This is a genomic window from Streptomyces odontomachi (assembly GCF_024435355.1).
GTDB lineage: Bacteria > Actinomycetota > Actinomycetes > Streptomycetales > Streptomycetaceae > Streptomyces > Streptomyces odontomachi.
The window spans coordinates 1-25,273 of record NZ_JAMJWG010000012.1; the positions used below are offsets into that span (position 1 = coordinate 1).

19 protein-coding genes are annotated in these 25,273 nt (G+C 72.7%); 6 read left to right on the forward strand and 13 right to left on the reverse strand.

The window, feature by feature from the left end; all coding sequences use genetic code 11:
• Nucleotides 1–230: 230 nt before the first annotated feature.
• A complete protein-coding gene (locus tag NQO67_RS23505; RefSeq protein ID WP_255952191.1) occupies nt 231–1,331 on the reverse strand; it encodes a sensor histidine kinase in 1,101 nt (366 codons plus the stop codon).
• 8 nt (nt 1,332–1,339) lie between these two features.
• Entirely contained in the window at nt 1,340–2,002 is a 663-nt protein-coding gene (locus tag NQO67_RS23510; protein WP_255952192.1) for a response regulator transcription factor, read from the reverse strand.
• A gap of 171 nt (nt 2,003–2,173) precedes the next feature.
• Between NQO67_RS23510 and NQO67_RS23515 the strand changes: the two genes are divergently transcribed.
• Genes NQO67_RS23515 through NQO67_RS23525 form a run of 3 tightly spaced genes read left to right on the forward strand, consistent with a single transcriptional unit; the run spans nt 2,174 to nt 5,426 of the window.
• On the forward strand, nt 2,174–3,112 hold the full coding sequence (locus NQO67_RS23515) for an ATP-binding cassette domain-containing protein (RefSeq protein WP_255952193.1): 939 nt from the start codon (nt 2,174–2,176) through the stop codon (nt 3,110–3,112).
• Nucleotides 3,109–4,659: a DUF1349 domain-containing protein gene (locus NQO67_RS23520; RefSeq protein WP_255952194.1), complete on the forward strand. Its 1,551-nt coding sequence runs from the start codon at nt 3,109–3,111 to the stop codon at nt 4,657–4,659. The genes NQO67_RS23515 and NQO67_RS23520 overlap by 4 nt, the downstream gene beginning before the upstream one ends.
• On the forward strand, nt 4,656–5,426 hold the full coding sequence (locus NQO67_RS23525) for an ABC transporter permease (protein WP_255952195.1): 771 nt from the start codon (nt 4,656–4,658) through the stop codon (nt 5,424–5,426). The genes NQO67_RS23520 and NQO67_RS23525 overlap by 4 nt, the downstream gene beginning before the upstream one ends.
• A 304-nt stretch (nt 5,427–5,730) precedes the next feature.
• On the opposite strand, the gene fxsT is transcribed toward NQO67_RS23525, so the two are convergent.
• The 7 genes from fxsT to NQO67_RS23560 all read right to left on the reverse strand — a co-directional run bounded on the left by fxsT (nt 5,731) and on the right by NQO67_RS23560 (nt 18,192).
• Nucleotides 5,731–8,826 carry an FxSxx-COOH system tetratricopeptide repeat protein gene (gene fxsT, locus NQO67_RS23530; protein ID WP_255952196.1) on the reverse strand — a complete coding sequence of 1,032 codons (3,096 nt, stop codon included), beginning with the start codon at nt 8,824–8,826 and terminating at the stop codon, nt 5,731–5,733.
• Nucleotides 8,827–8,976: 150 nt separating this feature from the next.
• Complete coding sequence (locus tag NQO67_RS23535; protein ID WP_255952197.1) at nt 8,977–10,281, reverse strand: FxsB family cyclophane-forming radical SAM/SPASM peptide maturase; 1,305 nt, start codon at nt 10,279–10,281, stop codon at nt 8,977–8,979.
• The gene (locus NQO67_RS23540; RefSeq protein WP_255952198.1) at nt 10,278–10,454 is read right to left on the reverse strand and encodes a hypothetical protein; all 177 of its coding nucleotides are present in this window, start codon (nt 10,452–10,454) and stop codon (nt 10,278–10,280) included. The genes NQO67_RS23535 and NQO67_RS23540 overlap by 4 nt, the downstream gene beginning before the upstream one ends.
• The gene (locus tag NQO67_RS23545) at nt 10,451–14,146 is read right to left on the reverse strand and encodes an SAV_2336 N-terminal domain-related protein (RefSeq protein WP_255952199.1); all 3,696 of its coding nucleotides are present in this window, start codon (nt 14,144–14,146) and stop codon (nt 10,451–10,453) included. The genes NQO67_RS23540 and NQO67_RS23545 overlap by 4 nt, the downstream gene beginning before the upstream one ends.
• Before the next feature lie 6 nt (nt 14,147–14,152).
• The gene (locus tag NQO67_RS23550; protein ID WP_255952200.1) at nt 14,153–15,211 is read right to left on the reverse strand and encodes an AAA family ATPase; all 1,059 of its coding nucleotides are present in this window, start codon (nt 15,209–15,211) and stop codon (nt 14,153–14,155) included.
• A 535-nt stretch (nt 15,212–15,746) separates the two neighbouring features.
• Nucleotides 15,747–17,732 (reverse strand): VMAP-C domain-containing protein, encoded by a 1,986-nt coding sequence (locus NQO67_RS23555; RefSeq protein ID WP_255952201.1) that lies wholly within the window; start codon nt 17,730–17,732, stop codon nt 15,747–15,749.
• Entirely contained in the window at nt 17,725–18,192 is a 468-nt protein-coding gene (locus NQO67_RS23560; RefSeq protein ID WP_255952202.1) for a CU044_2847 family protein, read from the reverse strand. Before NQO67_RS23560 ends, NQO67_RS23555 begins: the two co-directional genes overlap by 8 nt.
• Nucleotides 18,193–18,418: 226 nt before the next feature.
• Here NQO67_RS23560 and NQO67_RS23565 point away from each other — a divergent pair, with 226 nt between their 5' ends.
• The 3 genes from NQO67_RS23565 to NQO67_RS23575 all read left to right on the forward strand — a co-directional run bounded on the left by NQO67_RS23565 (nt 18,419) and on the right by NQO67_RS23575 (nt 21,161).
• Entirely contained in the window at nt 18,419–18,598 is a 180-nt protein-coding gene (locus NQO67_RS23565; RefSeq protein WP_255952203.1) for a DUF6104 family protein, read from the forward strand.
• Nucleotides 18,599–19,045: 447 nt separating this feature from the next.
• A complete protein-coding gene (locus NQO67_RS23570; RefSeq protein WP_255952204.1) occupies nt 19,046–19,981 on the forward strand; it encodes a DUF4097 family beta strand repeat-containing protein in 936 nt (311 codons plus the stop codon).
• Nucleotide 19,982: 1 nt separating this feature from the next.
• The gene (locus NQO67_RS23575; protein ID WP_255952205.1) at nt 19,983–21,161 is read left to right on the forward strand and encodes a PadR family transcriptional regulator; all 1,179 of its coding nucleotides are present in this window, start codon (nt 19,983–19,985) and stop codon (nt 21,159–21,161) included.
• A 104-nt stretch (nt 21,162–21,265) separates the two neighbouring features.
• Here NQO67_RS23575 and NQO67_RS23580 read toward each other — a convergent pair whose 3' ends face one another.
• The 4 genes from NQO67_RS23580 to NQO67_RS23595 form a co-directional block, all read right to left on the reverse strand.
• On the reverse strand, nt 21,266–21,853 hold the full coding sequence (locus NQO67_RS23580) for a Clp protease N-terminal domain-containing protein (RefSeq protein WP_255952206.1): 588 nt from the start codon (nt 21,851–21,853) through the stop codon (nt 21,266–21,268).
• On the reverse strand, nt 21,853–22,062 hold the full coding sequence (locus NQO67_RS23585) for a helix-turn-helix domain-containing protein (protein ID WP_255952207.1): 210 nt from the start codon (nt 22,060–22,062) through the stop codon (nt 21,853–21,855). The genes NQO67_RS23580 and NQO67_RS23585 overlap by 1 nt, the downstream gene beginning before the upstream one ends.
• A gap of 121 nt (nt 22,063–22,183) precedes the next feature.
• Complete coding sequence (locus tag NQO67_RS23590) at nt 22,184–23,146, reverse strand: zinc-binding dehydrogenase (protein ID WP_255952208.1); 963 nt, start codon at nt 23,144–23,146, stop codon at nt 22,184–22,186.
• A gap of 380 nt (nt 23,147–23,526) precedes the next feature.
• On the reverse strand, nt 23,527–24,813 hold the full coding sequence (locus NQO67_RS23595) for an NAD(P)-dependent malic enzyme (RefSeq protein WP_374119071.1): 1,287 nt from the start codon (nt 24,811–24,813) through the stop codon (nt 23,527–23,529).
• Between the last annotated feature and the right edge of the window lie 460 nt (nt 24,814–25,273).

A 25,273-nucleotide genomic window follows, 5' to 3' on the forward strand; every position in this document is an offset into this window, starting at 1 on the left:
CCAGCTGCCCGTGTGGGTTGCTCGCGCAGTTCCCCGCGCCCCTCAGCGTGGACGCCATGCGTCCATCACCCATCCCGAGGGTGGTCCTGGCGTCTTCGGGCCAGCTGCCCGTGTGGGTTGCTCGCGCAGTTCCCCGCGCCCCTCAGCGTGGACGCCATGCGTCCATCACCGGTCCCAAGGGGTGGTCCTGGCGTCTTCGGACCAGCTGCCCGTGTGGGTTGAGTCGGTGGTCAGCCCTGGTACGGCTTTTGGGTTGGGTGGAAGGTCACTTCGACGGTGAGTCCGCCTTCTGGACGGGGGTGCGGTGCCAGTTCGGCGCCGTGTGCCTGGGCGATGGCCAGCACGATCGCGAGGCCCAGGCCGTGGCCGTCGTGGTGGACCCGTTGCGTGCCGGTGTGGTGGAGGGGGCGGAAGAGGCGGTCGAGATCCTGGTGGGGGATCGTCGGGCCGGTGTTGCTGATCGCGATGGTGGCGTGTTGCGGCGATGAGGTGGTCGTGACCGTGACGTGGCCCTCGGCGATGTTGTGGCGGAGGGCGTTGTCGAGGAGGTTCGCGATCAGGCTGGTGGCCAGTCGGGGGTCGCCGACGGTTGGTGCGGGGGCGAGGCTGGCGTCGATGTGGATGCCGCGGCGGTCCGCTTCGCGCTGGTGGCCCGAGAGGACGACTCGGGTGATGTCGGCGAGGTCGATCGGGTCCCAGCGTTCGACTCCCCGCTCGCTGGTGGCGAGGGTGAGCAGGGCCCCGATGAGTCGTTCTTGCTGGTCTCCGAGCTGGAGCGCCTCTTCGCATGCGGCCCGCAGGCTTGCGGTATCGGCCGCGGGGTCGGCGAGAGCGACCTGGAGAAGCGTGCGCTGGCCGGCGAGGGGGGTGCGCAGTTCGTGGGAGGCGTTGGCCACGAAGTGGCGCTGGGCTTCGAAGGTGGCCTGGAGCCGCCCGAAGAGATCGTTGAGGGTCCTGCTGAGGTCGGTGAGCTCGTCAACGGGACCGGTGAGGTCGAGCCGTCGGTCCAGGTTGGTGGCGGAGATCTCCCGAGCGGTGGTGGTGATGACGCGCAGCGGGCGGAGGAATCTGCCGGCGAGCCACCATGCCCCGGCTATGGCGAGGGCCGCGGCGCCCAGGCCGATGGCGGCGGGACCGGCGTCAAAGGCGTGGCTGCCCGACGCAGGGGCGGCAGGGGTGCCGGCCGGGGCCCTTTGTTCGCTGTGGCCGTAGAGGAGGTTGGTGGCCAGCAGGACCGCTGCCAGCAGGCCGAGAGCCAGACCGGAGTAGAGCAGGGTGAGTTGCACCCGCAGGATGGGGCGGCGACGCAGGACGGACAGGGCGTTCTTCACCGGGTGCATCATCGGTCTCCGATCCGATAGCCGGCCTCGCGGATGGTGTGGATGACGGGCGGGTCGCCGAGCTTGGCCCGCAGCCGGCGGATGGTCGTCTTGACCGCGGTGGTGAAGGGGTCGGCCGCCTCGTCCCAGACCCGTTCGAGGAGGTCTTCGGCGGACACCACCCGGTCTCCTGCGGCGAGGAGGCACTCGAGGACGGCGAACTCCTTCGGGCTCAGCTCCAGTCGCCGTCCGGCACGGAAGGCGACCCGACGGCTGGGGTCGAGCGTGACGTCACCACCGTGGAGGGTCGGTGGTGTCGCGGGCGCGGCTCGCCGCCCGAGCGCGCGGATGCGGGCCACCAGTTCGGAGAAGTCGAACGGCTTGGGCAGGTAGTCGTCGGCGCCCAACCCGAGGCCGTCGACACGGTCCTTGACGGTGCCGGCGGCGGTGAGCATCAGTACGCGGCTGTTCGACCGTTCCGCGATGATCCGCCGGCACACCTCGTCCCCGTGGACCCCGGGCAGGTCCCGGTCGAGGACCACGACGTCGTAGCGGACGACGGCCAGGTGATCGAGGGCGTCGCTGCCGTCGAGGACGACGTCGACCGCCATGCCCTCGCGGCGCAGGCCGGTCCCGATCGAGCGTGCCAGGACCTCGAAGTCCTCGACGACGAGCACTCTCACGACCGTTCTCCCGTTCTGCCGTTCTGCCGTTCCCCGTTCGGCTTGCGTCGCTCCTCACGATGACAGGCACGAGGTGTCAGCCCGGTGTCGGCAGCTGGCACCGGGCTGACACCTGCCGTGCCGTACAGCTGGTGGAGCAGACCATCCCCGGCTCCAAGGACGGACGAACACGTGAGTGACGCAACGATCGAAGTCAGCTGCCTACGCAAACGCTTCGGGTCGACCGTCGCGCTCGACGGTATGACCTTCACGGTCGCGCCCGGCGCGGTGACCGGCTTCGTCGGCCCGAACGGTGCAGGCAAATCCACCACCATCCGGGTCGTCCTCGGCCTGGACGCCCCCGACGAAGGCCGCGCCCTGATCGGCGGAAAGCCTTACGCGCGACTGCGGCACCCGCTGCACCACGTCGGCGCGCTGGTCGACGCCACCGCCCTCCAGCCCAGCCGCACCGGACGGAACCAGCTGCTGTGGCTGGCCCGTTCCCAGGGCATGTCCGCCCGCCACGTCGACACCGCCATCGAGCTCGTCGGCCTCGGCAGTGCGGCGCGGCGTAAAGCCGGCGGCTACTCCCTGGGCATGCGCCAACGCCTCGGCATCGCCGCCGCCATGCTCGGCGACCCCCCGGTGATCGTCATGGACGAGCCGTTCAACGGCATGGACCCCGAAGGGATCATCTGGATGCGCGGGTTGCTGCGCTCCCTCGCCGCCGAGGGGCGCGCCATCCTCGTCTCCAGCCATCTGATGGGAGAGCTGCAAGGGATCGCCGATCACGTCGTGGTGGTCGGCCGCGGCCGGGTACTCGCCGACGCCCGTGTCGAGGACCTCCTCGCCCGTGCCTCGGGCGAGGAGGTCCGGCTGCGCACATCCGCACCGGCCGACGCGGCCGCGGCGCTGCACCGCCACGCGACCGCCGCGACCGTCACCGGCGCCCACGCCGTCACCGTGTCCGGGGTCCCGGCGCAGCACGTCGTGGAGATCCTCGGCCAGGCGGGCGTGCCCTTCTCCGAGGTGACCACGCACCGGGCAACGCTCGAAGAGGTCTACCTCCACCTCACCGGCAGCGAGTCCGAGTACCAGGCCGGCGCCTCGCACCGGGAGGCGCGGCGATGACCACCACCGCAGCTCCCCGCCCGACCACCCGACCTCAGCGGGAGAGCTTTCGGCTGGTCCTTCGGTCGGAGTGGACCAAGTTCCGTACGATCCGGGGCTGGCTGATCGGCCTGGGTGTCGCCGTCGTGCTGTGCACCACATTCACGTTCCTCGTCGCGAACGGCACCCACGAAGGCACCTGCACCGGCACCGGCTCGACCTGCCGGTCCGGTCATCCCTACGTGGCGACGGGACCGGACGGCGAAGCCGCCGCCGACAGTTACCAGTTCGTCGAGCGACCGCTCACCGGCGATGCCACGATCACCGCACGGGTCCGCTCACTCACCGGGGTGACCTCGACCAACCAGACGAGTGTCGCCCCGTCGCTCGCCCATACCCGACCGGGACTTGCGGCCTGGGCGAAGGCCGGGATCCTGCTGCGGCCGAGCACCAAGCAGGGATCGCCCTACGCCGCGGTCATGGTGACCGGCGCGCACGGCGTCCGCTTCCAGTACGACTACACCCACGACCGGGCCGGCCGGTCCGGGCCGGTCTCCGACACCGCGCCACGCTGGCTGCGGCTGACCCGCACCGGCGCCACGCTCACCGGCTACGACTCGGTCAACGGCACGGCCTGGACCAGGATCGGCACCGCGCACCTGGCGGGGCTCCCCGCCACCGTGCACGTCGGGCTGTTCGTCACGTCGCCCGTGTCGTTCGATCGTGCTGGCAGTGGATTCGCCACCCGGGCCACCGCCACCTTCGACCACGTCACCCAAGGCGCCTGGCACGAGCAGAGCATCGGCGCCCGGGACTTCTACCCGAAACTGCCGGGCGGCGGCTACCACCGTGTCGGCAGCTCTTACGTCCTGAGCGGCTCCGGTGACATCGCCCCCGCCGTGGTCGAAGGGCTCCTCAGCACCGGCACCCCCTCCAGCACGCTCGTGCTCGGGATCGTCGTCGGCCTGGTCGTGATCACCGTCATCGCCACGATGTTCATCACCGTCGAGTACCGTCGCGGCCTGATCCGCACCACGTTCGCCGCCACCCCGCTCCGCCACCGCGTGCTCGCGGCCAAGGCGGTCGTCATCGGCGCCGCCGCCTTCGTCATCGGGACACTCGCCGCCGCGGTCGCGGTCCCGCTCGGCGAGCACCTCCTGGAAGCGAACGGCGACTACGTCTTCCCGGTCGGCACTCCTACCGTGGCGCGTGTCATCGCGGGCGCCGGAGCGCTGGTGGCCCTCACCGCCGTCGCCGTGCTCGCCGTCGGCACCATCGTCCGCAAGAGTGCCGGTGCGGTCACGGCGGGGATCGTCGTGTTCGTCCTGCCGTACGTCATCGGCTCCTCGCTGTCCGGAGCCGCTGAGCGGTGGCTGTTCCGTCTGACGCCGGCCGCCGGCTTCTCCGTCCTGGGTACGCTCCCCAGATCCGCGCAGGTCGCCTACCCCTACACCATGGCGAACGGCTACTACCCGCTCTCCTGGTGGGCGGGCCTTGCCGTGCTGTGCGGTTACGCCGCCCTCGCCCTCGGCATCGCCGCCGTCACGCTGCACCGGAGGGACGCATGATCGACGCGCTGCGCGCCGAATGGACCAAACTGCGCACCCTGTCCGGCACCGCCTGGCTCCTCGCCGGCGCCGTCGTCCTGACCGTCGCGGTCAGTGCCGGTATCGCCGCCACCACCCACGTTTCCTCCGACCGCGGACAGGACCCCACCAGACTCGCCCTGACCGGCATCACCCTCGGCCAGGCGGTCGTTGCCGTCCTCGCCGTCCGCACCGTCTCGGAGGAGTACGGCACCGGAATGATCCGCCTCACCCTCACCGCCATGCCGCGCCGCGCGGTCGTCCTGGCCGCCAAAGCCGCCAACGTCGCCGCCCTGACCCTCCTCGCCGGCCTCCTCACCGTCGCCGGTTGCCTGCTCGTCGGGCGACTGCTGCTCCCCGGCGCCGGCCTCGACCCGGCGCACGGCTACGCGCTCATCTCGATCAGCCACGGGCCCACGCTGCGGGCCGCCGCCGGCGGCGGGCTCTACCTCATGCTCGTCGCCCTGCTCGCGCTGGGCGTCGCCACCGCCGTCCGCGACACCGCCGTCTCGATCGGAGCCGTCCTCGCCCTGCTCTACCTGCCACCGATCCTCGCCCAGGCCGTCGGCGATCCGCTGCGACGGCACCTGGAACAGCTCGCCCCCATGACCGCCGGGCTGGCCGGCCAGGCCACCACCAACCTCAGCTCGCTCCCCATCGCCCCGTGGACCGGCCTCGGAGTGCTCGGCGCATGGGCGGCCGCCGCGCTCCTCGTCGCCGGAGTCCTGCTCCGGCAGCGCGACGCCTGACACGTTCACCGGGTCGTGAAAGGGGCGCGGGGAACTGCGCGAACAACCACGACGAGACGGTCACATCCCCACCCACCCAACGGGGCAACCCCAATAGGGGCGCGGGGAACTGCGCAAACGACCACGACGAAACCGTCACATCCCCACCGGCCCGAACACCCCCGAAAAGGGGCGCGGGGAACTGCGCGAACAACCACAACGAAACCCCCACATCCCCACCGGCCCGAACACCCCCGAAAAAGGGGCGCGGGGAACTGCGCGAACGGGCGCGACGGGACCGTCGCCTCGCCGGTGACCGGCCCAACTACACCGGCTGCGGCTCGAAGTCCCAGAACGGGCGGCGGTGGTCCGCGACGAAGCGGGTGACGGGGGCGTCGGGACCGAGGAGGTGGGTGAGGTGGGTCAGGGCCTGGCGGTGCAGTTCCGCCGCCTCCTCGCGCTCCTGGAGCTCGGCCAGATCGAGCGCCAGGCCGGCCTTGAGGCAGCTGGTCAGGACGTGGTGCTCGCCCAGGGCCTGCACAGACCGGGCGAGCGCGTCCCGGCCGAGCGCCGCCGCGCCGGCCACGTCCTCGTCGCCGGCGAGCGCGGAGGTGCGGTTCAGGGCGCACCCGATCGTCCACGGGTGGGTGCGGCCGACCGCCCGTTCCATCCCCTCCACGGTGTCCTGGGACAGCAGTACCGCGTCATGCTGCTCGCCCATCTCACCCATGAGCACGGCCACGTTGTCCCGGGCACCGATGGTGTACGGGTGGGTGGTGCCGAGGAGTTTGGCGTAGCCGTCGGCGGTGCTCTCGGCGAGCTCGCGGGCCTCGTCGGTGCGGCCGAGGTGGCGCAGCAGCATGGCGTAGTCGCAGGAGACCAGCAGCGTCTGCGGGTGCAGGGCGCCGTAGCGGTAGAGCAGCTTCAGGCGTACGGCGCGCATCATGGCGTGTGCGAACTGGGAGTCGCCGACCCGGCGGGCGCACAGCGCGAGATTGTGCTCGGCGGCCAGGGTGTCGCCGTGGTCGCGGTCCAGGACCTGGCCGAACAGCCGGGAATTGTGCTCCTGCTCGGTGAGGGCCTCGCGGTACCGGCCGAGCAGCCGCAGCATCCTGGCGGTGCAGAGCGCGGAGTACAGGGTCAGCGTGTGCTTGCCGCCGAGGAGTTCGACACGGGCCTCCAGGATCCTGCGGTGCAGTGCGAGCGATTCGGTGTAGCGGCCCTGGAGACCGATGGCGACGGCGAGGTTGCTGCGGATGGAGAGGGTGCGCGGGACGTTCTCACCGAGTTCCGCTGCCGCGCGCTCGGCCGCTGACGCGAACAGTTCGCGTGCCTCGTCGAAGCGGGCGAGCGCCATCAGGGTGCCCGCGAGGGAGTCCTCCGCGCGGATCAGCTCGATCGTGCGCACCCCGGCCACGGGTACCGTTCCGGTGCTGTCGAGGCTGTTGATGCCGCCCGCCGGGGTGTGCCCCTCCACCGTGCCGGCGGTGGTCCCGTGCGGCGGGGTCTGCTCGCCCGTGCCCTGTCCCGTGGGTGGGGTGCGCACCGCTTCCCTGAGCCGGTCCAGGGTCTGCCGGCCGAGCGCCTCCGACTCCGTGTACCGGCCCACCCTGCGCAGCATGCCGGTCAGCTGGTGGACGGCGACGAGGACCCGGCGGTCGGTGTGGCCGGACGTCGCACGCCAGTTGTCGACGGCCTGGCGGCTGAGCCACAGGCCGTCCTCGTGCTCGCCCCGGACGCGCTGGTACTCGATGCAGGTGAGCACCAGGTCGCGCACGGGTCGGTCCTCGGCGGCCAGCGCGCCGGACGGCTCCAGATGGGGGATCAGCTCGGCGTACCGCGCCCAGTTGGCCGGTGCCGCGGGTTCCCGCGGGTCGGCGGAGACGAGGACCTGGCGGGCGATCGCCGAGTAGGCGGCGGCGTCCTGGGGCGCCTGCACGGAGCGCACGTATTCGTGGAAGAGGCGGTGCATCCGCAGCGTGCCGACGGTCTGGATGTCCATCCGCGGGCCCTGTTCGTACTCCACGCGCATGGAGGTGATCTGGGAGAGCCGGCGCAGCGCGTGGTTCCAGCTGCTCGGCTCGGAGACCAGCTCCTGGAGGTCGTCCGGGAGGTCGCCGGGGCGTGCGGTGGCCAGCAGGCGCACCGGCACCGGGTCGGGCGAGAAGTGCGCCAGCAGGTTGAGCAGCTGCCAGGCGGGCGGGGAGTTCTCGCGGAGGGTGTTGAGCAGCTTCGCCCAGGCGACCTGGAAGCTCTCCGGGTAGTTCGGTGAGGCCACCACTTCGAACCGGGCGGGCTTGCCGTACTGGATGTCGCCGATGTACGCGCTGACGGACGCGGCGGGATTCAGGTCGAGCCAGGCGGACGTCTGGTCCAGCAGCAGCGGCATGTCCTCTACGGCGGAGGCGAGCCGGTCGGCCTGGTCCTCCGTCAGGCGCCGGGTGCGGCGGGAGACGAAGGTGACGGACTCGTCGCGCCGGAAGGTGGGTACGGCGATCGTTTCCGCGTGCGCCGCCCAGTCGGTGGTCTGGGTGGTGATCAGGACGTGGCCGCGCTCGCCGGGGATGAGATCCGCCAAACGCTCGGGGCCGCTCGCGCCGTCGAAGACCAGCAGCCAGGGGCGCTCGGTGCGGTTCAGCTCGGCCTTGACGGCCTTGATGGTGGTCTCCAGGCGGCCGTGTTCGTCGAGGCCGAGGTGCGGCGCGAGCCGGGCGAAGTACTCGCGGGCGGCGGCGGAGCGCCCCGCGGCGCCCACCCACCAGACGATGTCGTACTCGCCCTTGAAACGGTGTACGTACTCCAGCGCCAGCTGGGTCTTGCCGATACCGCCGGGGCCGTACAGGGCGACGGCGTCGCCGGGCCCGGTCAACCTGCCGTAGATCTCCTCGAGGAGCTCGGCGCGGCCGACGAAGTGGCGGTTGCGGCGCGGGGCCTGCTCGACGGCGAGCGGGTCGTCGGGGAAGCGGGGGCCGCGGGCGAGGGAGACCAGGGTCTCGGGGGCGGGGATGCCGGCGCACTCCAGCACCCGGGCCCTGGCCACTTCGGGGCTCAGCCCGCGCAGGCCCACCGGCGCCAGCGCGACGACCTCGCCCGGCATCGGGCGGGTGGTGACGCTGACGGCGGCGATCCGGCCGCGGTACCGCGGCAGTACGTCGCGCAGGACGTGCGCCCAGGCCTCGAAGCGCGGCGTGCCCAGCTGGTCGTACCAGTCGTCTATCACCAGCAGGATGCGGCCGGGCGCGGCGAGCAGGTCGGTGAGGCCGTCCGGAGTCGGGGGCCGGCGCAGCGGGTTCCAGCGGACCAGCGCGCTGGGGCGGCCGGCGCGCTGTATCTGGTGGTCGATCCACTTGGCCCAGGATTCGCTCTGGCCCGCGAAGACCACCGTGACGTGGGAGGAAAGGTCCGCTGGTCCTGCCGTCATGTCGCAGTCTCCTCCGGCCGCCGGGCCCGGTGACGGTTCGGTGGCCCGGTGCGCGGCTGTCGAGCTTGGTACGGGTAAGGGGGTCGGTGCCGTCCGGCCGGGGCCGGGCGCCGGATCCTCCGGTGACGTCAATTGTGCGTCAGATTTCCGTCAAAGAGGGGACGTTGGCGGGTTGGGGCGCGGTTGCGTGGTGTGACTCAGGCGGTGCGCGACATGGCGTATCAGGCGTTCCAGATCGGCACAGTAGACGCTGGGATGGCGGAAGCCACTGCCGGGTGCGTACCGGTGGACGTAGTTGCCACCGCCGCACACCCGGTGCACCGGGCAGCGGCGGCAGGTGCCGGCCAGGGCGCGTTCGCCGAGCTGCCGGGCCGCTATGCCGGGGTGCCGCAGGGCGTCGTCGAAGGGGTGGCGGCGTACGTCGAGACCGGTGGCGGGGGCGCCCGGGTAGGCGGACTTGAGCGAGTCGACCTGCTCGATGGCGCCGTCGGTGTCGACGACCACCGCGGCCAGCGGCGACAGGCCCACCGCCTCAGCGGTGCTGGGCGCGCCGAGCAGCAACGCGACGATCTCGTGGAAGAGCCGGATCCGCACCGGCGCACGCTCGGCGTCCCACCATGCGTCGAAGAGCGCCGCGAGCCAGTCCCCGTACGGCGTGGGGCGCGGCCGGTGGCGTCCGGGGCGCGCACCGGGGTCGAGACCGGGCGGGGGCGCCGCCCAGTTGCCGTGCGGCAGGAGGAAGTCGACGGCCGGCGGGGCGAGGTCCAGCAGCGAGTGGTAGACCCCGCGCGGCGCGGCGCCGAGGTCGATGGTGCACAGGATCCCCGCGTAGGCGTCGCGGCGGACCGCCAGCAGCCGGGCCGCCCGGTGCGCCGCGGGCCATGCGGGACGGCCGGCGTGGTCCCGGCGGCGGGCGTTGTGGGCGGCCAGACCGCCGTCGAGGCTGAGGCCCACCCGTAGCCCGGCGGCGGCCAGCCGGCCGACGGTGTCCTCGGTGAGCAGGGTGCCGTTGGTCTGGACGGTGGCGGTGATCCGGCAGTCGGTGGGGACCGCGGCGCGTACCGCGCGGGCGTAGGCGAGCACCGGGCCGGGCCCGGACAGCAGGGGCTCGCCGCCGTGCAGCTCGATGCGGATGCGGCGCAGCCGGTGTGCGGCCACGTGCTCCCCGATCCGTGCGGCGGCCGTCCGCATCGTGTCCTCGCCCACCCGGACGGGCCGGTGCCGCCAGCTGCCGTCCTGGCCTTCGTAGACGTAGCAGTACGTGCAGGCGAGGTTGCACCGGCTGTGCACCTTCAGCACGAACTGCCGGAACGGGACGGGCCGGTGTCCCCGGGTGTCGAGGGTGGCGTGCGGCCAGCGCGGGTGGGGGTGCGGGTGCGCCGGGTGTGCGCCCGGGGGCACGGCGGTCGTGGGGAGCGTGGGGGACGCGCCGGGTATGCCGTCGGCGGTCGTCATGGCGCGTCCTCGTAGTCGGCGACGGCGGGGGGCGGCGCGGGGTCGTCCGGGTCCCAGGGCGTGGTGCGCGCACGCAGGTCGGCGAGGACGGCCGCGAGCACGGGGTGATCGGTCCGGGCCGGGAACGCTATCCCGGGCAGCGGTGCGTCGCAGTCCTCCTGGGGAGCGGTCACGCCCCGCCCGCCTCGGACTCCAGGCGGGTGATCGCCTCGCGCAGTTCGGCGACCAGCTCCGGTTCGTCGGTGGTCTCCAGGGCTTCGCGGTAGTGGTGCAGGGCGCGGTCGGGCACGCCGCGCCGCTCCAGGAGCATGCCGCGCAGCTGCCGGGCACGGGCGATCCTGGTGCCTTCGCCGCTCTCCCTGGCGAACTCCACGGCGGTGCGCAGATGGTCGTCCGCCCGCTGCAACAGGGCGGGCGACGCGAGCCGGTCGGCCAGCTCCATGACGACGGCGCCGCGCTGGAGCCAGCAGTCCTGGGCGAGCCCGGGGTCCTCGGCGCCGCGCGCGGCCTCGCCCAGTATCCAGTCCGCCTCGTACAGGTCGGCGAGCACCTGTTGCGCCATGAACCGCAGGTAGTGGGCGATGCCGAGGGTCCGTCTGCGGTCCGCCAGTTCCGGATCGTCCTCGGACGTCCAGTCCACGGCGAGCCGCAGCAGGCGCACGGCGGAGTCGATGTCGTCGGACGCGTTCCGCTGCTCGCCGCGGCGTACCAGGGTGGCGCCGTACTCGGTGAGGATGCCGGGGCGTCGCGGGTCGTCCTCGGCGGGCAGCGCGGCCGCGCGCTGCCAGGCGGCGACGGCGCGGTCCAGGTCGGCGGTGTTGCCGGCGGCCTCGTAGCGGTCGCGGTGCAGCCGTGCGGAGAGCACGTGGCACTCCAGGCACAGCTCCTCGTCGTCGCCGGCGGCGGCCAGGGCCTGGTCGACGGCGTCCATGATCCCGGGGCGGTCGCCGGGCGCGCGGAAGGTCTCGATGGCCGACGCCATGTCGAGCCAGGCGCGGCAGCGTTCGGCGGCGGGCAGCGCGTCGGGCCGGCCGAGGGCCGCCATCAGGTGCTCACCGGCGTCCCGGCCGGCCTGCGCGGCACGCGCCTCGTCGATCCAGCCGGTGCCCTCGACGGCGCCGCGCCCCAGGTACTGGCGGGCGAGGTCGAGCAGGATGCGCCCGCGCAGCAGGTGGCCGCGCTCCGGGTCGGGGTACTCCAGCCGCACCCTGGCGGCGCCGGCGGCCCGCACCAGGCCGGTGACGTACCACTCCTCGGCGTTCGGTGCCTGGAACGGGCCCTGCGGGCGGGCGAGCCGGGCGCCGGACTCGGCCAGCGCGCGGCGTACCGCAGGCAGCGTCTCGGAGCCGAGTCTGCGCAGGTCGGGGCCCTCGGGCGGCGGGGTGCCCCGGGCGGTGCCGGGCGACGTGGCGCTACCGGCGACGGTGTCGGGCAGGGTGGATCCGGGGTCGGTGGCCGCGGTTCGGGGTACGTCACGGCCGGCCGGGGTGTCGTCCGGCCACGGTGGGTCCGCGGGGCCCTGCGGTACGGCCGGGGGCGCACTGCGCGCCGGCCACCTGGGCCAGCGCGGCCGGCGCTCGCCCTGCGGGTCCTGCGGGCGGGGCGTCGGGGCGGGTGCGGCGGCTCCGTCGCCGCGCGGCCGGGGCCTCAGCCGGGTGGTGGAGAGGGACTCCACCGCATCGCCGAAGACCACGCGGGTGAGGTCGGTGTCGGCCCTGCGGAGCAGTTCGCAGTAGGCCCAGGCGGTGGCAGGGTGCCCGCTGCGGCCGCCGGCGGCGTGCTCACGGGCGAACCGGCGTACGTCGTCGGGCAGATCGTCCAGGCCGAGCCAGGAGCTGTGCAGCTCCCCGGCGAACAACCAGCAGATGGTGCCTCTGAGGAGGCTGCCGCGCACCGAGGCGACCCGGTCGGCGCTCACCACGGCCAGCGCCTCGCGCAGGTCGTCGCCGACGCGGCGGACCCGCCAGCGGGCGAGGAGCGCGTTGGCCAGCTCCTCGGCGGCCCGGTCCCGCTCGGCGGCCTGGGCGGCGAGCGCGTCGGCCTGCTTGAACAGCACGACGGCCTCGTCCAGCTCCCGGATGAGTCCCTGTGCCTCGAACCTGCGCAGCGCCGAGCGACCGCGATCGAGCAGTTCGGCGGCGCCCAGGCGCGGGTCGGGCGGTCGGGGCAGCGGCCACGGGGTGCGCTGTCCCAGGTCGCGCAGCACCTCCGAGGAGACCTCGGCGAAGGCCCGCAGCCCGGCGTGCTCCTCGGGCAGCGGTACGGAGCCGGCCTCGCCGTGCCCGCCGACCTGGGCCGTCGCCGGGTCGACCGCGCCGCGCAGGAAGGCGGCCGCCAGCGCGGGGAAGTTGCGTGCGGTGCGCCCGAAACTCCGCTCGATGTACTCCGAGCAGTGCTTGAACAGCAGTTTCGCCTCGTCGGCCGTGAGCCTCTTGCGGAGCTCGACGGCGACGCCGGGCAGGAAGTCGTAGCGCACCTCGCGCGGGTCGGCGGCGTCCTCGCGCCGCTTCAGGAGCCCGCCGAGGAGCACTTCGGAGAGCACGTCAGGGCCCGTGCCGGCGAGCATGGCGTGCTGGACGAGCTGCATCACGGGCAGGAACAGCGGCACCGCCGACAGGTAGGTGGCCAGCCGCCGTGCATCGGGCGAGGCCTGCCGGAGGAAGGCCCGTACGCGGTCTTCGCCGGAGACCTCCTCGGCGGCCCTGACCGGTGCGGTGGCGGCCGCGTGCCGGGGCCGTGCCCAGCCCGCGGCGGCCGACAGGCTCTGCCCGGTGGAGCCGGCCACGAGCCGGGCCCAGCCCTCCACGGAGGACCGGCGCAGGGCGAGCACCGGCACCGGCAGCGCGTCACGCTCGGGGCGCCCGCGCTCGGGTGTGAACACCAGGCGCCCGGCGGGGCCTTCACGCCGGTGCAGCAGCCCGCGCCGGGCGGGCAGGTGGGTGCGCAGCCACATGCGCTGGGGCAGCGGCTGGACGACGGCGACCGGCGCGGTCGCGCCCCAGCGGTACAGCAGCCGCTGGATGCGGCCGCTGCGCCACATGGGGCCCGCGCAGTCGCTGAGGACGAGGGTGAGACGGCGCCCGGTGGGGTCGCTGAGCTGCTCGGGCGCGTGCAGTGCGCCGGTGCGCTCGGGGGTGGCGGCGTAGCCGGGCAGTCCGTCGTCGGTGGCGTGCAGGTACTGGACCTGTACCTCGCGGAAGGCGCCGGCCCGCTCGCAGACCTGGCGCAGTTCGTCGAGCGCCTGCTGCCACACCACCGTGGAGGTGGAGACGTCCATCACCAGCAGCAGGCGGGCCTCGCGGCGCCGTTCGGGCCGCAGCACGGGCTGGACGAGTCCGGACTCGGCGGCCCGGTCGGCGGTGCGGCCCTCGTCCAGCGTGCGGCCACGGACGGGGCGCACGGGTGCGCGGTAGCGCTGGAGGATGCGCAGTCCGCGCTGGAGCGCGAGGGGTTCGGGCAGTGCGGGTGCCGCGGGCACCTGGACCCGGCGTAGCGGCGCTCCCCCGTCGTCGGGGGTGGGGCGCATGTACAGCTGGGTGTGGTCGTCCTCGGCGGTGCCCTCCGGCTCGCCGTGCTGTGCGGCCACGGACAGCGGGTAGGGGCTGATGCCGCGGCCGTCGCTGTCGCCCTGCCGGACGCGGCGCGTGCGTTCCCCGGACGCCGTGGTGGTCTGCGGGGTCCGCTCGGGCGCGGGCAGCCAGCGGGCGAGCCAGAGCGCGTCGGCCATCTCCTCCACGCTCGGCGCGATCTCCGCCTCACGCATCCGCGCGATCAGCGCGGCGAGCGCCTGGCTCGCAGCGTCGTCGCGCGCCCCGTCGGGGGCGTTCTGCGCCCCCCGGGCAGGCCTGGGCTCCGCACCGCTCACCTCGGATCACCTGGGTCCGCGGTCCAGGGGCTGCATGAGCAGCTGGGCGATGTCGGCGCGCTGCGCCGCGGGGTCGCGGGAGGCGTCCCGGGCGGCGTGCTGGGCCAGGAAGATCGCGTTCAGCAGCTGGTCGGTGGGGCGCAGGGCGCCGTCGGTCTCGGCCTCGGTGAACTGGTCGACGATGTCGTGGTTGTCCTCGTAGGAACCGGCGCCGAAGTGTGCCTGGACGAGCGCGGCGAGGCGCTGGTCCCGCGGGGCCTCCAGGTCGAGCGGGATGCAGCGGCGCAGCAGCGGGGCGGGGAACTCCCGCTCGCGGTTGCTGGTCATCACGACGAACGGGAAGGCGCGGCAGCGCACCTGCCCGTTGGTCACGGGCACCCGGCGCCCGTCGTCGGTGAGGATCTCCACCGTCTCGAAGCCGGGCCGGTCGGCGATCCGTTCCAGCTCGGGAATGCCGAACCTGCCCTCCTCCAGGACGTTCAACAGGTCGTTCGGCAGGTCTATGTCGCTCTTGTCCAGCTCGTCGATGAGCAGCACACGGGGCCGCTCCGCGGCGATCAGGGCGGTGCCGAGCGGGCCGAGCTTCAGATAGCGGCCGATGTCCGAGGAGCGCGTGCCGTGCGCGGACGTGTCGCCGTCCGTCTCGCCGGGCACGTGGGCGCGGTCGAGCTGGGCGTCCTGGAGGCGTCCTATGGCGTCGTACGTGTAGAGGCCGTCCTTGAGCTCGCTGCGGCTGACGATCGGCCATTCCAGGACGCGGCCGAGGGCCAGCTCGTAGGCGATGGAGTGGGCGAGGGTGGACTTGCCGGCGCCCGGCGGGCCGGTGACGAGGAGGGGGCGGCGCAGGTACAGGGCCGCGTTGATCAGTTCGAGCGTGTCGTCGTCCTGGACGGGCAGCGGCACCCGGCGCGCGCCGAGTCTGCGGCTGCTGGACGAGTCGAGCGGCGGCACCTCGTACGGCACCGCCGGCACGTCGAAGTGGCGCCACGGTGGAGGATCGGGGAGGTCGTCGATCTTGTCCGGATCCGGCCCCCCGGTGCCCCGGTAGATGAACCATTCACTCATGGGGTGCTCCTCGTCAACGGTCGGTGGTAGACCACGTCCTGGCCGACCGGGGCGATGGGTACCCGCAACGGGCCCCTGAAAATGTACCCAGGCCAGACATCGCATACAGGCCTTTTCGGCCAGCCTGTTGCGGTGCGGTCGGTGCCGCAGCTGCCACTGGTGCGTCCCCTGCCCGCCGCGTCACTCCGCTGCGTGCGGGCCGGCGGGGCGGTGCGTACGACCGCCGGGCGCGTCGGTCCGAGGGCGTACGGAGGCGGCGGGACGCCTCGCAAGGGCGCGGCGCCTTGGAGGGATCGGGCGGCGAGCCGCGGGGCGTGTCCTGGCGGGGTGGCGGGTGACCCGCCTCGTGGCCGGGTGCACGGCTCGACGGGCCGGCGGGCGGGTCGCCTTCGACCAGACGGGTCACCGGGCACCTCCTGAGGACCGGGTACCCCTCGAACGCGCCGGGACGCCCGCGGTGCCGGGCACAGCGGCCCGCGCCCCGTGCGTGCCGCGACGCGTACGGGGCCGGCGGCCGAGAACGGCACACGGGCGTTCACAGCGGTGCGTCCAGGGGTGAGGTGTCCTCGGCGGGCAGGGGGCGCCCGGGGTCGTCGTAGAGCAGCGCGAGCGGCTCCGCCCAGCGTCGTTCGGGACGCTGCTCGGCGACCTCCTGGCGCAGCTGGCGCAGCCGGTCGGGCAGCTCGGTGACGTTCTCCACCCGCTCGAAGAGCCATTTGGTCCTGGTGCGCAGGTCGTCGCAGGAGTCCGCGCAGTTGCTCCCCGCGTGCCCGTCGACGCGCCACAGGGCGACCCCGTGACCGCCGTCCAGGGCGAGCTTCATGGCCGTGTGCCCCAGGCCGCGGCCGACCGAGCGGCAGATGACGGGGACGGCGTCGTGCGGGGCCTGTTGGAACTGGTGGGCGTTCGGGTTGACGCCGGGTTCGGGCACGCGCCAGCCGCTGAGCCGCCCCTGGGCGACCATCGCCTGCCAGCGGTCTGTCCACAAATTGTCCGGTTCTCCCCGGCGCTCGAGGGAGCGCAGCACAACGCGGCGCTGCGCCCCCAGGTGGTACGTGTCGTCCAGCGCGGCGATGTCGTCGAACCGCCAGCGGTGCACGGCGGTGTCGAAGTGCTCCACGGGCAGCGCGACTTCGAGCGGAACCGGCCGTCCGGCCCGGTCCCTGGTGTGGAAGACGTCGGTCAGCGAGGGCCGCAGCGCCTGCACCAGATCACCGAGCCGGTGGCCGTGCGTCGTGCGGTCCGCCGCGTAGAGGGCGGGTTCGCCGTCCCCGTCGTCGATCCAGATCTGCCAGAAGAAGTGCAGCGGATCGGAGCCGATCACGGGATCGAGCAGCACGGCGACGGTGGTGCCCTCACCGGCCCTCGGGTAGGGGATCACGGCCCGTACCGAGTCCTCGGGTCCTGGCTTGAGCCATTCGGGCAGGTTGGCCTCGCGCACGAAGTCGGCCATGGCGGACAGCGGATGCTCGACGAGCCGTTCCTCGACCCAGCCGGTGAGGGCGTCGACCTCGCCGCCCCGGGCGTGCACGTAACACGCCACCAGCCGCAGATACCGCAGCATGATCATCGCGTCCTGCGGCTGGGCGCCCTCATAGAGCAGCCCGTGGCCGTCCCGCCAGGCGTACAGCTTGGGGCTGCGGTCCTGGCGCTGGGGCCACTGGTTGCCGCTGACGGCCTGGCGGGCGAGGGCCTCCACGGTCGGCACGTCGGGGGGCGGCGGCAGGGCGGCGAGCAGCTTCAGGGCGGTGCGCCGGTCGTGCGGGGTCCACTCGGCGCCGTGCGCGGTCCTGCCCCGGACGAAGTCACGCTGCTGGACGTTGATCCAGGTGCCGGCGCCGCGGGCCCGGCCGTGCCAGGTGTCGTGCTCCCGCATCACCTCGCCGTACACGGCACCGAACCGGCGCAGCGTGAGCATCGACACGGCGAGGCCGCCGTCCCGCTCCCCGCGGCGCGCCTTGATGAGCGCGACGACGGAACCGGTGTCCGGGTCGAGCAGCGGTCCGCCCGAGACACCGGGCGGGAACTCGATGTCAGGTTTGGAGCGCAGCCCGTACTCGGCCTCGCGCACGTTCATCTCGGTGTCGCCGCTCCAGGACAGCGCGCAGGGGCGCCCGTCCGCGACACCGGGGCGGTAGCCGTACGCCCACAGGACGCCGACGTGCTGGACGGGCCGGTCGGCGAGCCATACGCACTCGTGCTCGACGGTGTCGTCGAGCAGCCGCACCAGGGCGAGGTCCTCCCCGGTGGACGGGGCCTCGCCGCGGCCCTCGTCGACCAGCCAGTGTTCGAGCCGGGCCAGGACCGGGATGCCGGCGTTGACCTCCATGCCGCCGCGCACCGCGAAGACGCGGTTCCGGTCCCGCGCCAGGTGCGGGAGGAGCACGTGCGCGGCGGTCAGCACCCGGCCGGGCGCGACGAAGAACCCGCTGCCCCACATCGCACCGGACTCCTCGTCCGGCAGCAGATGGACGGTGGCGGCCCGAGCGAGCGCGTCGAGCCAGTCGTTCAGCTCAGGCATGAGGGGTGTTCCCTGGGGTGGGGTCGTCGGGTGCGGCAGCGGGGGCGACGTCGGCGGGGGCGCGGGGCCCGGGCGTGGCCATGGACGCCTCCTCGGGTCGGCCGGCGGGCGCGCCGGCGGTCTGCCCGGCGGACGGCGCCCGCTGTGCCGTGCGCCAGGTGAGGGTCACCTGGACGGACGCCTTGGCCTCGCCGTCTGCGAGCACGGCCAACGCCTTGCCCGACTTGGCGGTGAGCTCCACGCCGAACGTGATGGCGGCCTCGTCGGGGCACACGGCGCGGGCGGCGGTCAGCACGCTGGTCCCGACCGCGGTGATCAGTTCGCCGAGCTGCTCGACCTTGGCGGCGGCGCTGTCGAGGACGCCGACGTCGAGGTCGTCCGCGCCGTAGCCGCCCGGGGTGCTGAGCCGGGCCAGCACGACGGTGCCGTCCGGCAGCTCGATCTCCTGAATGTGACTCATCCCGACATCACCCGCTCCCCCGTCGCATGTCCCCGCCCGGCATCGGTGGCCCTTGGGCCAACCCTTCCGCATCCGGGCCCACTTGAACCGCGACGAGACCGGAGCCCTGAGCGGTTGCGGCCGGGGCGGCATTGTCGCATTCGTCGACGTTCCGGTACGGGCGCGACGGCCTACGCTGTCACCACAGACAGCGGGGTTCGCACCCCATCCGTATCAGGAGCAACAGTTGTACTTCACCGACCGAGGCATCGAGGAACTGGAACAGCGGCGCGGCGACGAGCAGATCACTTTCGAGTGGCTCTCCGAACAACTGCGTACGTTCGTCGACCTCAACCCCGACTTCGAGGTCCCGGTCGAGCGGCTGGCCACCTGGCTGGCACGGCTCGACGACGAGGACGAGGAGTAAGCGGCGCGGAACGGGGCTCCATCCCTGCCTGAGCCCCGGGCACAGGGGTCGGCAGGGGTGGAGTGCGGCACTGTGACCTGGGGGTACCTCTGCGGGGGTGCCCCCAGGTCCGTTGTGGCGGTGGTGAGGCGGTGGTGCACACGGCGGGGCAGCGGGCCGTCGTCGCGGACGGTCGTCCCCGCGCTGCGCGCCGCGCGTTCCGACGGCCTTGCGCCGCTTCGTCGGTACCGGGGGCCGGGTCCTTCCGAGCAGCGCTCCTGATCGCACGGGCATCCGACGGCCCTGCGGGGCGATTGCGCGGGCGTATGCGCCGTTTCACCACGTGCGCCGCCATCCACCGCACCCACGTGATCACATGCGTGTCTTGACTTTGGCGAGGCACGATATATCGTGTTTGGCAGAAGACGCGATATGGCGCGTCCAGGCGTTCGCAGGGAGGTCGCCCCCATGCCCAGGTGGTCCGTGGCAGAACCACAGAAACTCGTCTTCGACGCTCCGGTCACGGACCTACACGTGCGCATAGTCCACGGCATGGTCAACGTCGTGGGTACCGACGAAAGTGCCCCACGCCTCCACGTGTCGGACATCAAGGGCCCGCCCCTGATCGTCACCCAGCAGGGCGGCACCCTGACGGTCACCTACGAGGGCCTGCCCTGGAACGGCTTCCTGAAATGGCTGGACCCCAAGAGCTGGCAGCGTTCCGCGGTGGTCTCGCTGGCCGTGCCGACGGACACCCTGGTCGAGGTGGGGGTGGTCGGCGCCGGCGCCGTCGTCTCCGGCATCGAGGGGCGCACGGAGGTGAAGGGCGTCAGCGGAGACACCACCCTGGTCGGCCTCTCGGGCCCGGTGCGCGCCGAGACCGTCTCCGGCAGCGTCGAGGCCCAGAGCATGACGGGCGACCTCAGGTTCAACTCCGTCTCGGGCGACCTCACCATCGTGGACGGCGCCGGGACCTCCGTACGGGCCGACTCGGTGAGCGGTTCCATGATCGTGGACCTGACGTCGGACAACACCAGCCCTGAAGGCCGACCGACCGACGTCAGCGTGGCCAGCGTCTCGGGCGAGATCGCCATCCGCCTCCCGCACCCGGCCGACACCCAAGTGGAGGCCAACACCACCAGCGGCACCGTCTCGAATGCCTTCGAGGACCTTCGCGTCGCCGGCCAGTGGGGCACGAAGCGGATCACCGGGCGACTGGGCGCCGGCCAGGGCAGGCTGAAGGCGACCACCGTCTCGGGCTCCATCGCACTCCTGCGCAGGCCCCCGGCCGACGAGCCACCGGACGAGGACGTCCGGGTCCCCCCTCAGGCCCCGGCCCCATCCGGCCAGCCGGAGAGCGGCGACCCGAAGGACATCGGCCCGACCGACAAGAAGGTGCTCTGACATGCCCCCCGTCTTCGCCCATGGCCGCCTACGGTTGTACCTGCTCAAGCTGCTCGACGAGGCGCCGCGCCACGGCTATGAGGTGATTCGACTCCTGGAGGAGCGTTTCCAGGGCCTTTACGCACCCTCGGCCGGCACGGTCTATCCGCGGCTGGCCAAGCTGGAGGCGGAGGGCCTGGTCACGCACACCACCGAAGGCGGGCGCAAGGTCTATTCGATCACCGACGCCGGCCGCGCCGAGCTCGCCGACCGCAGCGGTGAGCTGGCCGACCTGGAGCTGGAGATCCGCGAGTCCGTCGCCGAGCTGGCCGCGGAGATCCGTGACGACGTACGGGGCGCGGCGGGCGACCTGCGCCGCGAGATGCGTGCCGCGGCCTCCGAGGCCCGGCGCTCCTCCTCCGGCCGGCAGGGCGACCGCACCGACTTCAGCGACCTCATGGACCTGGGCAAGCTCGGGGACAAGGAGGCCTGGCGGGCGGCGAAGGAGGAGATGCGCCGGGCCAAGCAGGAGTGGAAGGAGCAGGCGCGCCGCGCCAAGGACGAGAGCCGCCGCGCCCGCGACGAGGCACAGCGCGCCCGCCGCCAGGCCAAGGAGGCCCAGGAGCGGGCCCACGCCCAGGCCCAGCAGGAGGTGCAGCGCATCGCCCGCCAGGTCCAGGAGCAGGTGCAGGACCACTTCGCGCGCGGTGACTGGCCCACCGGCGTCCGCGAAGGCCTGACCGAACTCGCCAAGCAGTTCTCGGACTTCGGCTGGATCTCCGGCAAGGACGCCGGCGCCACGGGGAGCACGGACACCGCACAGCACACCCGCACCGGCCAGGCCCCCCGCTTCGAGAAGGTCACCCGTCCCGGGAAGGGCACGGACACCGAGGGCGGTCCCGGCAGTGGCGAAAGCGGCGCAGGAGCCGGGCTCCCCGAGTTCGAGTTCCCGTCCGAGGAGGACGAGTCCCGGGTGACCTACCAGCCGGCCTGGGCCCATGAGGCCTCCACCGGCAACCCGGCACGCGACCTCGACCGCCTCCTGGACCGCTTCCGTGACGACATCCGCGACGCCGCACGCGACCATGGCGTCACCGAGGACCAGCTACGGGACGCGCGCCGCCACCTGTCGACGGCGGCAGCGCACATAGGGGCGACTCTGCGGGGGCCGAAGCCGACGACACGGGAGTCGGACGGCTGAGCTGAGGCTCAGGCGGACCGGCGGGGGCAGCGGCACACGCCGCCCCCGCCCCACGGACCTACCGCTTGGCTCAGCCCACCGCCCGGCACGGCCCGCCGCCCGGCTCACCCCGTCGCGCGGAACCCCCCGGCCTCGTCGCCGGAGAGGATGCGCTCCACCTCCGCGTAGGTGACGCCATGGTCGGCCAGGACTTCCGTGGGAATGCCGGGGCGGGCGAGGAGGGCGAGGAGGAGGTGCTCGGCGCCGATATGGCGGTCCCGGCGAGCGACGGCGATCCGCAGTGATCTCCGCAGGATGTCCTTGGTGTCGTCCGCGAGGGGCTGGTGCCCCGTCAGCCGGCCCTTCTCCCGGTGGCCGCGACCGCCGGCGCCCGCCGCCATCGCGCCCACGCCGTGCACGTCCTCCACTCGGGAGACGATCGCGGCAAGGTCGATACCGAGCCCGGCAAGGGCTTCCGCTTCGGCCTGCGACAGCCCACCTCGGCGCCGCGCCTCCTCCAGCGCCCCTACGATCCCCTCTCGGCGATCACGCGCCCCGAGCGCCGCGAGAACGGACGACGCACGGCCGGTGGATGCGTCCAGCAGGGCGAGCAGAAGGTGATCGGCGCCGGTCTCGGCGGCCCGGGCCTGCGTCGCATGCTCGACGGCGCTGGCGACCACGGCCCTGGCGTCCTTGGTGAACCGTTCGAACATCACTGCCCCCTGTACTTCTTGTGCACGGCCTGCCTGCTGACGCCCAGTTCCTCGGCGATCTCCTGCCACGACCAGCCCTGCTGACGGGCGGCGCGCACCTGAACCGCCTCCAGTTGTTCCGACAGCCGCCGCAGCGCGACCACGGCTCGCAACCCGACCCGTGGGTCACGGTCGCCGGCGCGCTCGACAAGATCCGTTGCTTCGGTCATGACGTCAACTTACATTGACGCCTGCGTCCGCGTCAACCGTGGTTGACGCGGACGCAGGCGTCACGACAGAAGCCCCAGGGCACCTGGGACCTGGGCCCCTGGGCACAGCCCGGCCGTCAGCTCACACCGTCAGCACGATCTTGCCGAACTGTCCGCCCGTCGCCATCCGCTCGAATCCCGCACGGGCCTGGTCCAGGGGCAGGACCTCGTCGATGACGGGGCGTACGCCGGTGGCGGCACAGAAGGCGAGCAGGTCCTCCAGCTCGTCCTTCGAGCCCATGGTGGAGCCGATCACCCTCAGTTCAAGGAAGAAGATGCGGGTCAGCTCGGCCTGCGGCGGGTTGTTGCCGCTGGTGGCGCCGGAGATCACCAGGGTGCCGCCGCGGCGCAGCGACTTGATGGAGTGCGACCAGGTGGCCGCGCCGACCGTTTCGATGACGGCGTCCACGCGGTGCGGCAGTCGTGCACCGGGCTCCAGTGCCTCCACGGCGCCGAGCTCGACGGCGCGCTTGCGCTTGGCCTCGTCGCGGCTGGTCGCGAAGACCCGCAGACCCGCCGCCTTGCCGAGCACGATGGCGGCCGTGGCGACACCGCCGCCGGCCCCCTGGACCAGTACCGAGTTGCCGGGGCGCACACCCGCGTTGGTGAAGAGCATCCGGTAGGCGGTGAGCCAGGCGGTCGGCAGGCAGGCCGCTTCCTCGAAGGAGAGTTCCTTGGGCTTGGGCAGTACGTTCCAGGTGGGCACCGCGACCTGTTCGGCGAAGGTCCCCTGGTAGCGCTCGGTGAGGATGCTGAGGGGTTCCTTGGGGCCGACCCCGTGGCCGGACTCGCCGACGACGGAGTGCAGGACGACCTCGTTGCCGTCCTCGTCGACGCCTGCGGCGTCACAGCCGAGGATCATCGGCAGCTTGTCCTCGCCGAGACCGACGCCACGCAGCGACCAGAGGTCGTGGTGGTTGAGCGAGGCGGCCTTCACGGTGACATTGGTCCAGCCGGACCGCGCCTGAGGAGCGGGGCGCTCCCCCAACTCAAGTCCGGAAAGCGGCTGGTCACGGTCGATACGGGCAGCATAGGCAGCGAACATGACCTTGACGATAGGCCCGCCCTCGGCACCGCGGAACCACCCACGTCTGTGACACGCCACGCACCGGCCGTCACCCATGACGTCCGGCACGCAACCGGCACGCGCCCGCCCCGCAGAGGCATCGACGGGCCCGGCACCGGCCCAACACAGGGCAACCAAACAGGGCGAACCAAGCAGAGAAAACAAAGAAAACAAAGAGAACAAGCCGGGAAAAGCCGGGAAAAGCAGAGACAAGCAGAGACCCAAGCAGGGAAAAGAAGCAGGGCGAACCAGCAGGACAAGACAAGGGGACCGCGCCAAGGAGGCGGAGCCTCCGGGCGCGGTCCCGGTCCCAGGGCGGAGGAGCCGGCCGACGAGAAAGCGGCCGGCTCACCGCAACCTCAGCGGCGGGCGACTCCTTCGGCCCGTGCCGCCGCGGCCACCGCCGCGGTCACCGCCGGCGCCACCCGCTCGTCGAACGGTGACGGAATCACGTAGTCCGCGGCAAGGTCGTCCCCGACGACCCCGGCCAGCGCCTCCGCCGCCGCGATCTTCATGCTCTCCGAGATCCGGGACGCGCGCACCTGGAGTGCACCCGCGAAGATGCCGGGGAACGCGAGCACGTTGTTGATCTGGTTCGGGTAGTCGGAGCGACCGGTGGCGACCACGGCGGCGTGCCGGTGGGCGACGTCCGGGTGCACCTCCGGGTTCGGGTTGGCCATCGCGAAGACGAAGGAGTCCTTCGCCATCGAGGCGACCGCCGACTCGGCGACCGTGCCGCCCGAGACGCCCACGAACACGTTCGCGCCGTCGAGCGCCGACTCCAGGGAGCCCCGGAGCCCCGCCTTGTTGGTGATCTTGGCGAGCTCCTGCTTGACCGGGGTGAGGTCCTCCCGGTCGGTGCTGACGATGCCCTTGCGGTCCGTCACCACGACATCGCCGATGCCGGCTTCCAGCAGGACCTTGGCGATGGCGACGCCGGCCGCCCCGGCGCCCGAGATGACCACGCGCAGCTCGCCGAACGCCTGTCCGGTCAGCCGCGCCGCGTTGCGCAGCGCCGCGAGCGTGACGACGGCCGTGCCGTGCTGGTCGTCGTGGAAGACCGGGATGTCGAGGCGCTCCTGGAGCCGCCGCTCGATCTCGAAGCAGCGCGGTGCTGCGATGTCCTCCAGGTTGACCCCGCCGAAGCTCGGCGAGAGCCGGACGACCGTCTCGACGATCTCGTCGACGTCGGTGGTCGCCAGCGCGAGCGGCACCGCGTCCACTCCGCCGAACTGCTTGAACAGGATCGCCTTGCCCTCCATCACGGGCAGGGACGCTTCCGGCCCGATGTCACCGAGTCCGAGCACCGCGGTGCCGTCCGTGACGACGGCCACCACCTGGGACTTCCACGTGTAGTCGTGGACCAGTTCGGGCCGGTCGGCGATGGCGCTGCACACCTTGGCCACGCCGGGCGTGTAGGCGAGGGAAAGGTCGTCCCGGTCGCGCACCGGGACGGTGGACCGCACGGCCATCTTGCCGCCGCGGTGCAGCGCGAAAGCGGCATCGAAGGGGTCCGCACCCCCGTCGCCCGTTTCCGCACCCGGGTCCGTGCCGGTCACCGCGCCGGGCGGAACCGACCTGGTGTCTGCTGTGCTGGGAGCTGCCGACCTGGCGCCGTTGCAAGGATTGACGATCTCCGCTGCCACTGGTTTGTACCCCTTAGGTTTTCAAGGTTGAGGGTGAACCACTCCTGATTGAGGGGTGGGCGGGCACCGCGTGTGCCGTGATGGTGGGTCCCTGCGTACGACACATACGCGATGGGCGCGCCGCACGCGCGCCCTGAGCCCCGGATGAGGGGTGTGGGTCACCTTCATACCTGAAGGGCGCCGCCGCCGACGAGTCCCCATGAGCCGGGTGAGAAGTGTCATAGGAGACGTATGACCCACGGCTGGCGCAGCATCCGAACCAGACGCCAGCTTCCCGCAAGAAGGCGCAGATTCTACGGCGTGAAGGGGTAAGTGCCGCAAATGCAACGGTCACGGGGGGCGGGTTCATGGCGCTTCTGGGATCACCCGTTATCCGATTTTGACAAGGGTGGCCCACGGATTGATGGGGTCCGAATGGCAAGATGCCCTAATCACACAAGGTCGCGTCACTCGATGGTGT

Excerpts from the sequence above, each read along its gene's own strand:
- NQO67_RS23520 (WP_255952194.1), top strand. The coding sequence starts at position 3,109 with ATGACCACCACCGCAGCTCCCCGCCCGACCACCCGACCTCAGCGGGAG.
- NQO67_RS23525 (WP_255952195.1), top strand. The coding sequence starts at position 4,656 with ATGATCGACGCGCTGCGCGCCGAATGGACCAAACTGCGCACCCTGTCC.
- fxsT (WP_255952196.1), bottom strand. The coding sequence starts at position 8,826 with ATGACGGCAGGACCAGCGGACCTTTCCTCCCACGTCACGGTGGTCTTC.
- NQO67_RS23535 (WP_255952197.1), bottom strand. The coding sequence starts at position 10,281 with ATGACGACCGCCGACGGCATACCCGGCGCGTCCCCCACGCTCCCCACG.
- NQO67_RS23550 (WP_255952200.1), bottom strand. The coding sequence starts at position 15,211 with ATGAGTGAATGGTTCATCTACCGGGGCACCGGGGGGCCGGATCCGGAC.
- NQO67_RS23555 (WP_255952201.1), bottom strand. The coding sequence starts at position 17,732 with ATGCCTGAGCTGAACGACTGGCTCGACGCGCTCGCTCGGGCCGCCACC.
- NQO67_RS23560 (WP_255952202.1), bottom strand. The coding sequence starts at position 18,192 with ATGAGTCACATTCAGGAGATCGAGCTGCCGGACGGCACCGTCGTGCTG.
- NQO67_RS23570 (WP_255952204.1), top strand. The coding sequence starts at position 19,046 with ATGCCCAGGTGGTCCGTGGCAGAACCACAGAAACTCGTCTTCGACGCT.
- NQO67_RS23575 (WP_255952205.1), top strand. The coding sequence starts at position 19,983 with ATGCCCCCCGTCTTCGCCCATGGCCGCCTACGGTTGTACCTGCTCAAG.
- NQO67_RS23580 (WP_255952206.1), bottom strand. The coding sequence starts at position 21,853 with ATGTTCGAACGGTTCACCAAGGACGCCAGGGCCGTGGTCGCCAGCGCC.
- NQO67_RS23585 (WP_255952207.1), bottom strand. The coding sequence starts at position 22,062 with ATGACCGAAGCAACGGATCTTGTCGAGCGCGCCGGCGACCGTGACCCA.
- NQO67_RS23590 (WP_255952208.1), bottom strand. The coding sequence starts at position 23,146 with ATGTTCGCTGCCTATGCTGCCCGTATCGACCGTGACCAGCCGCTTTCC.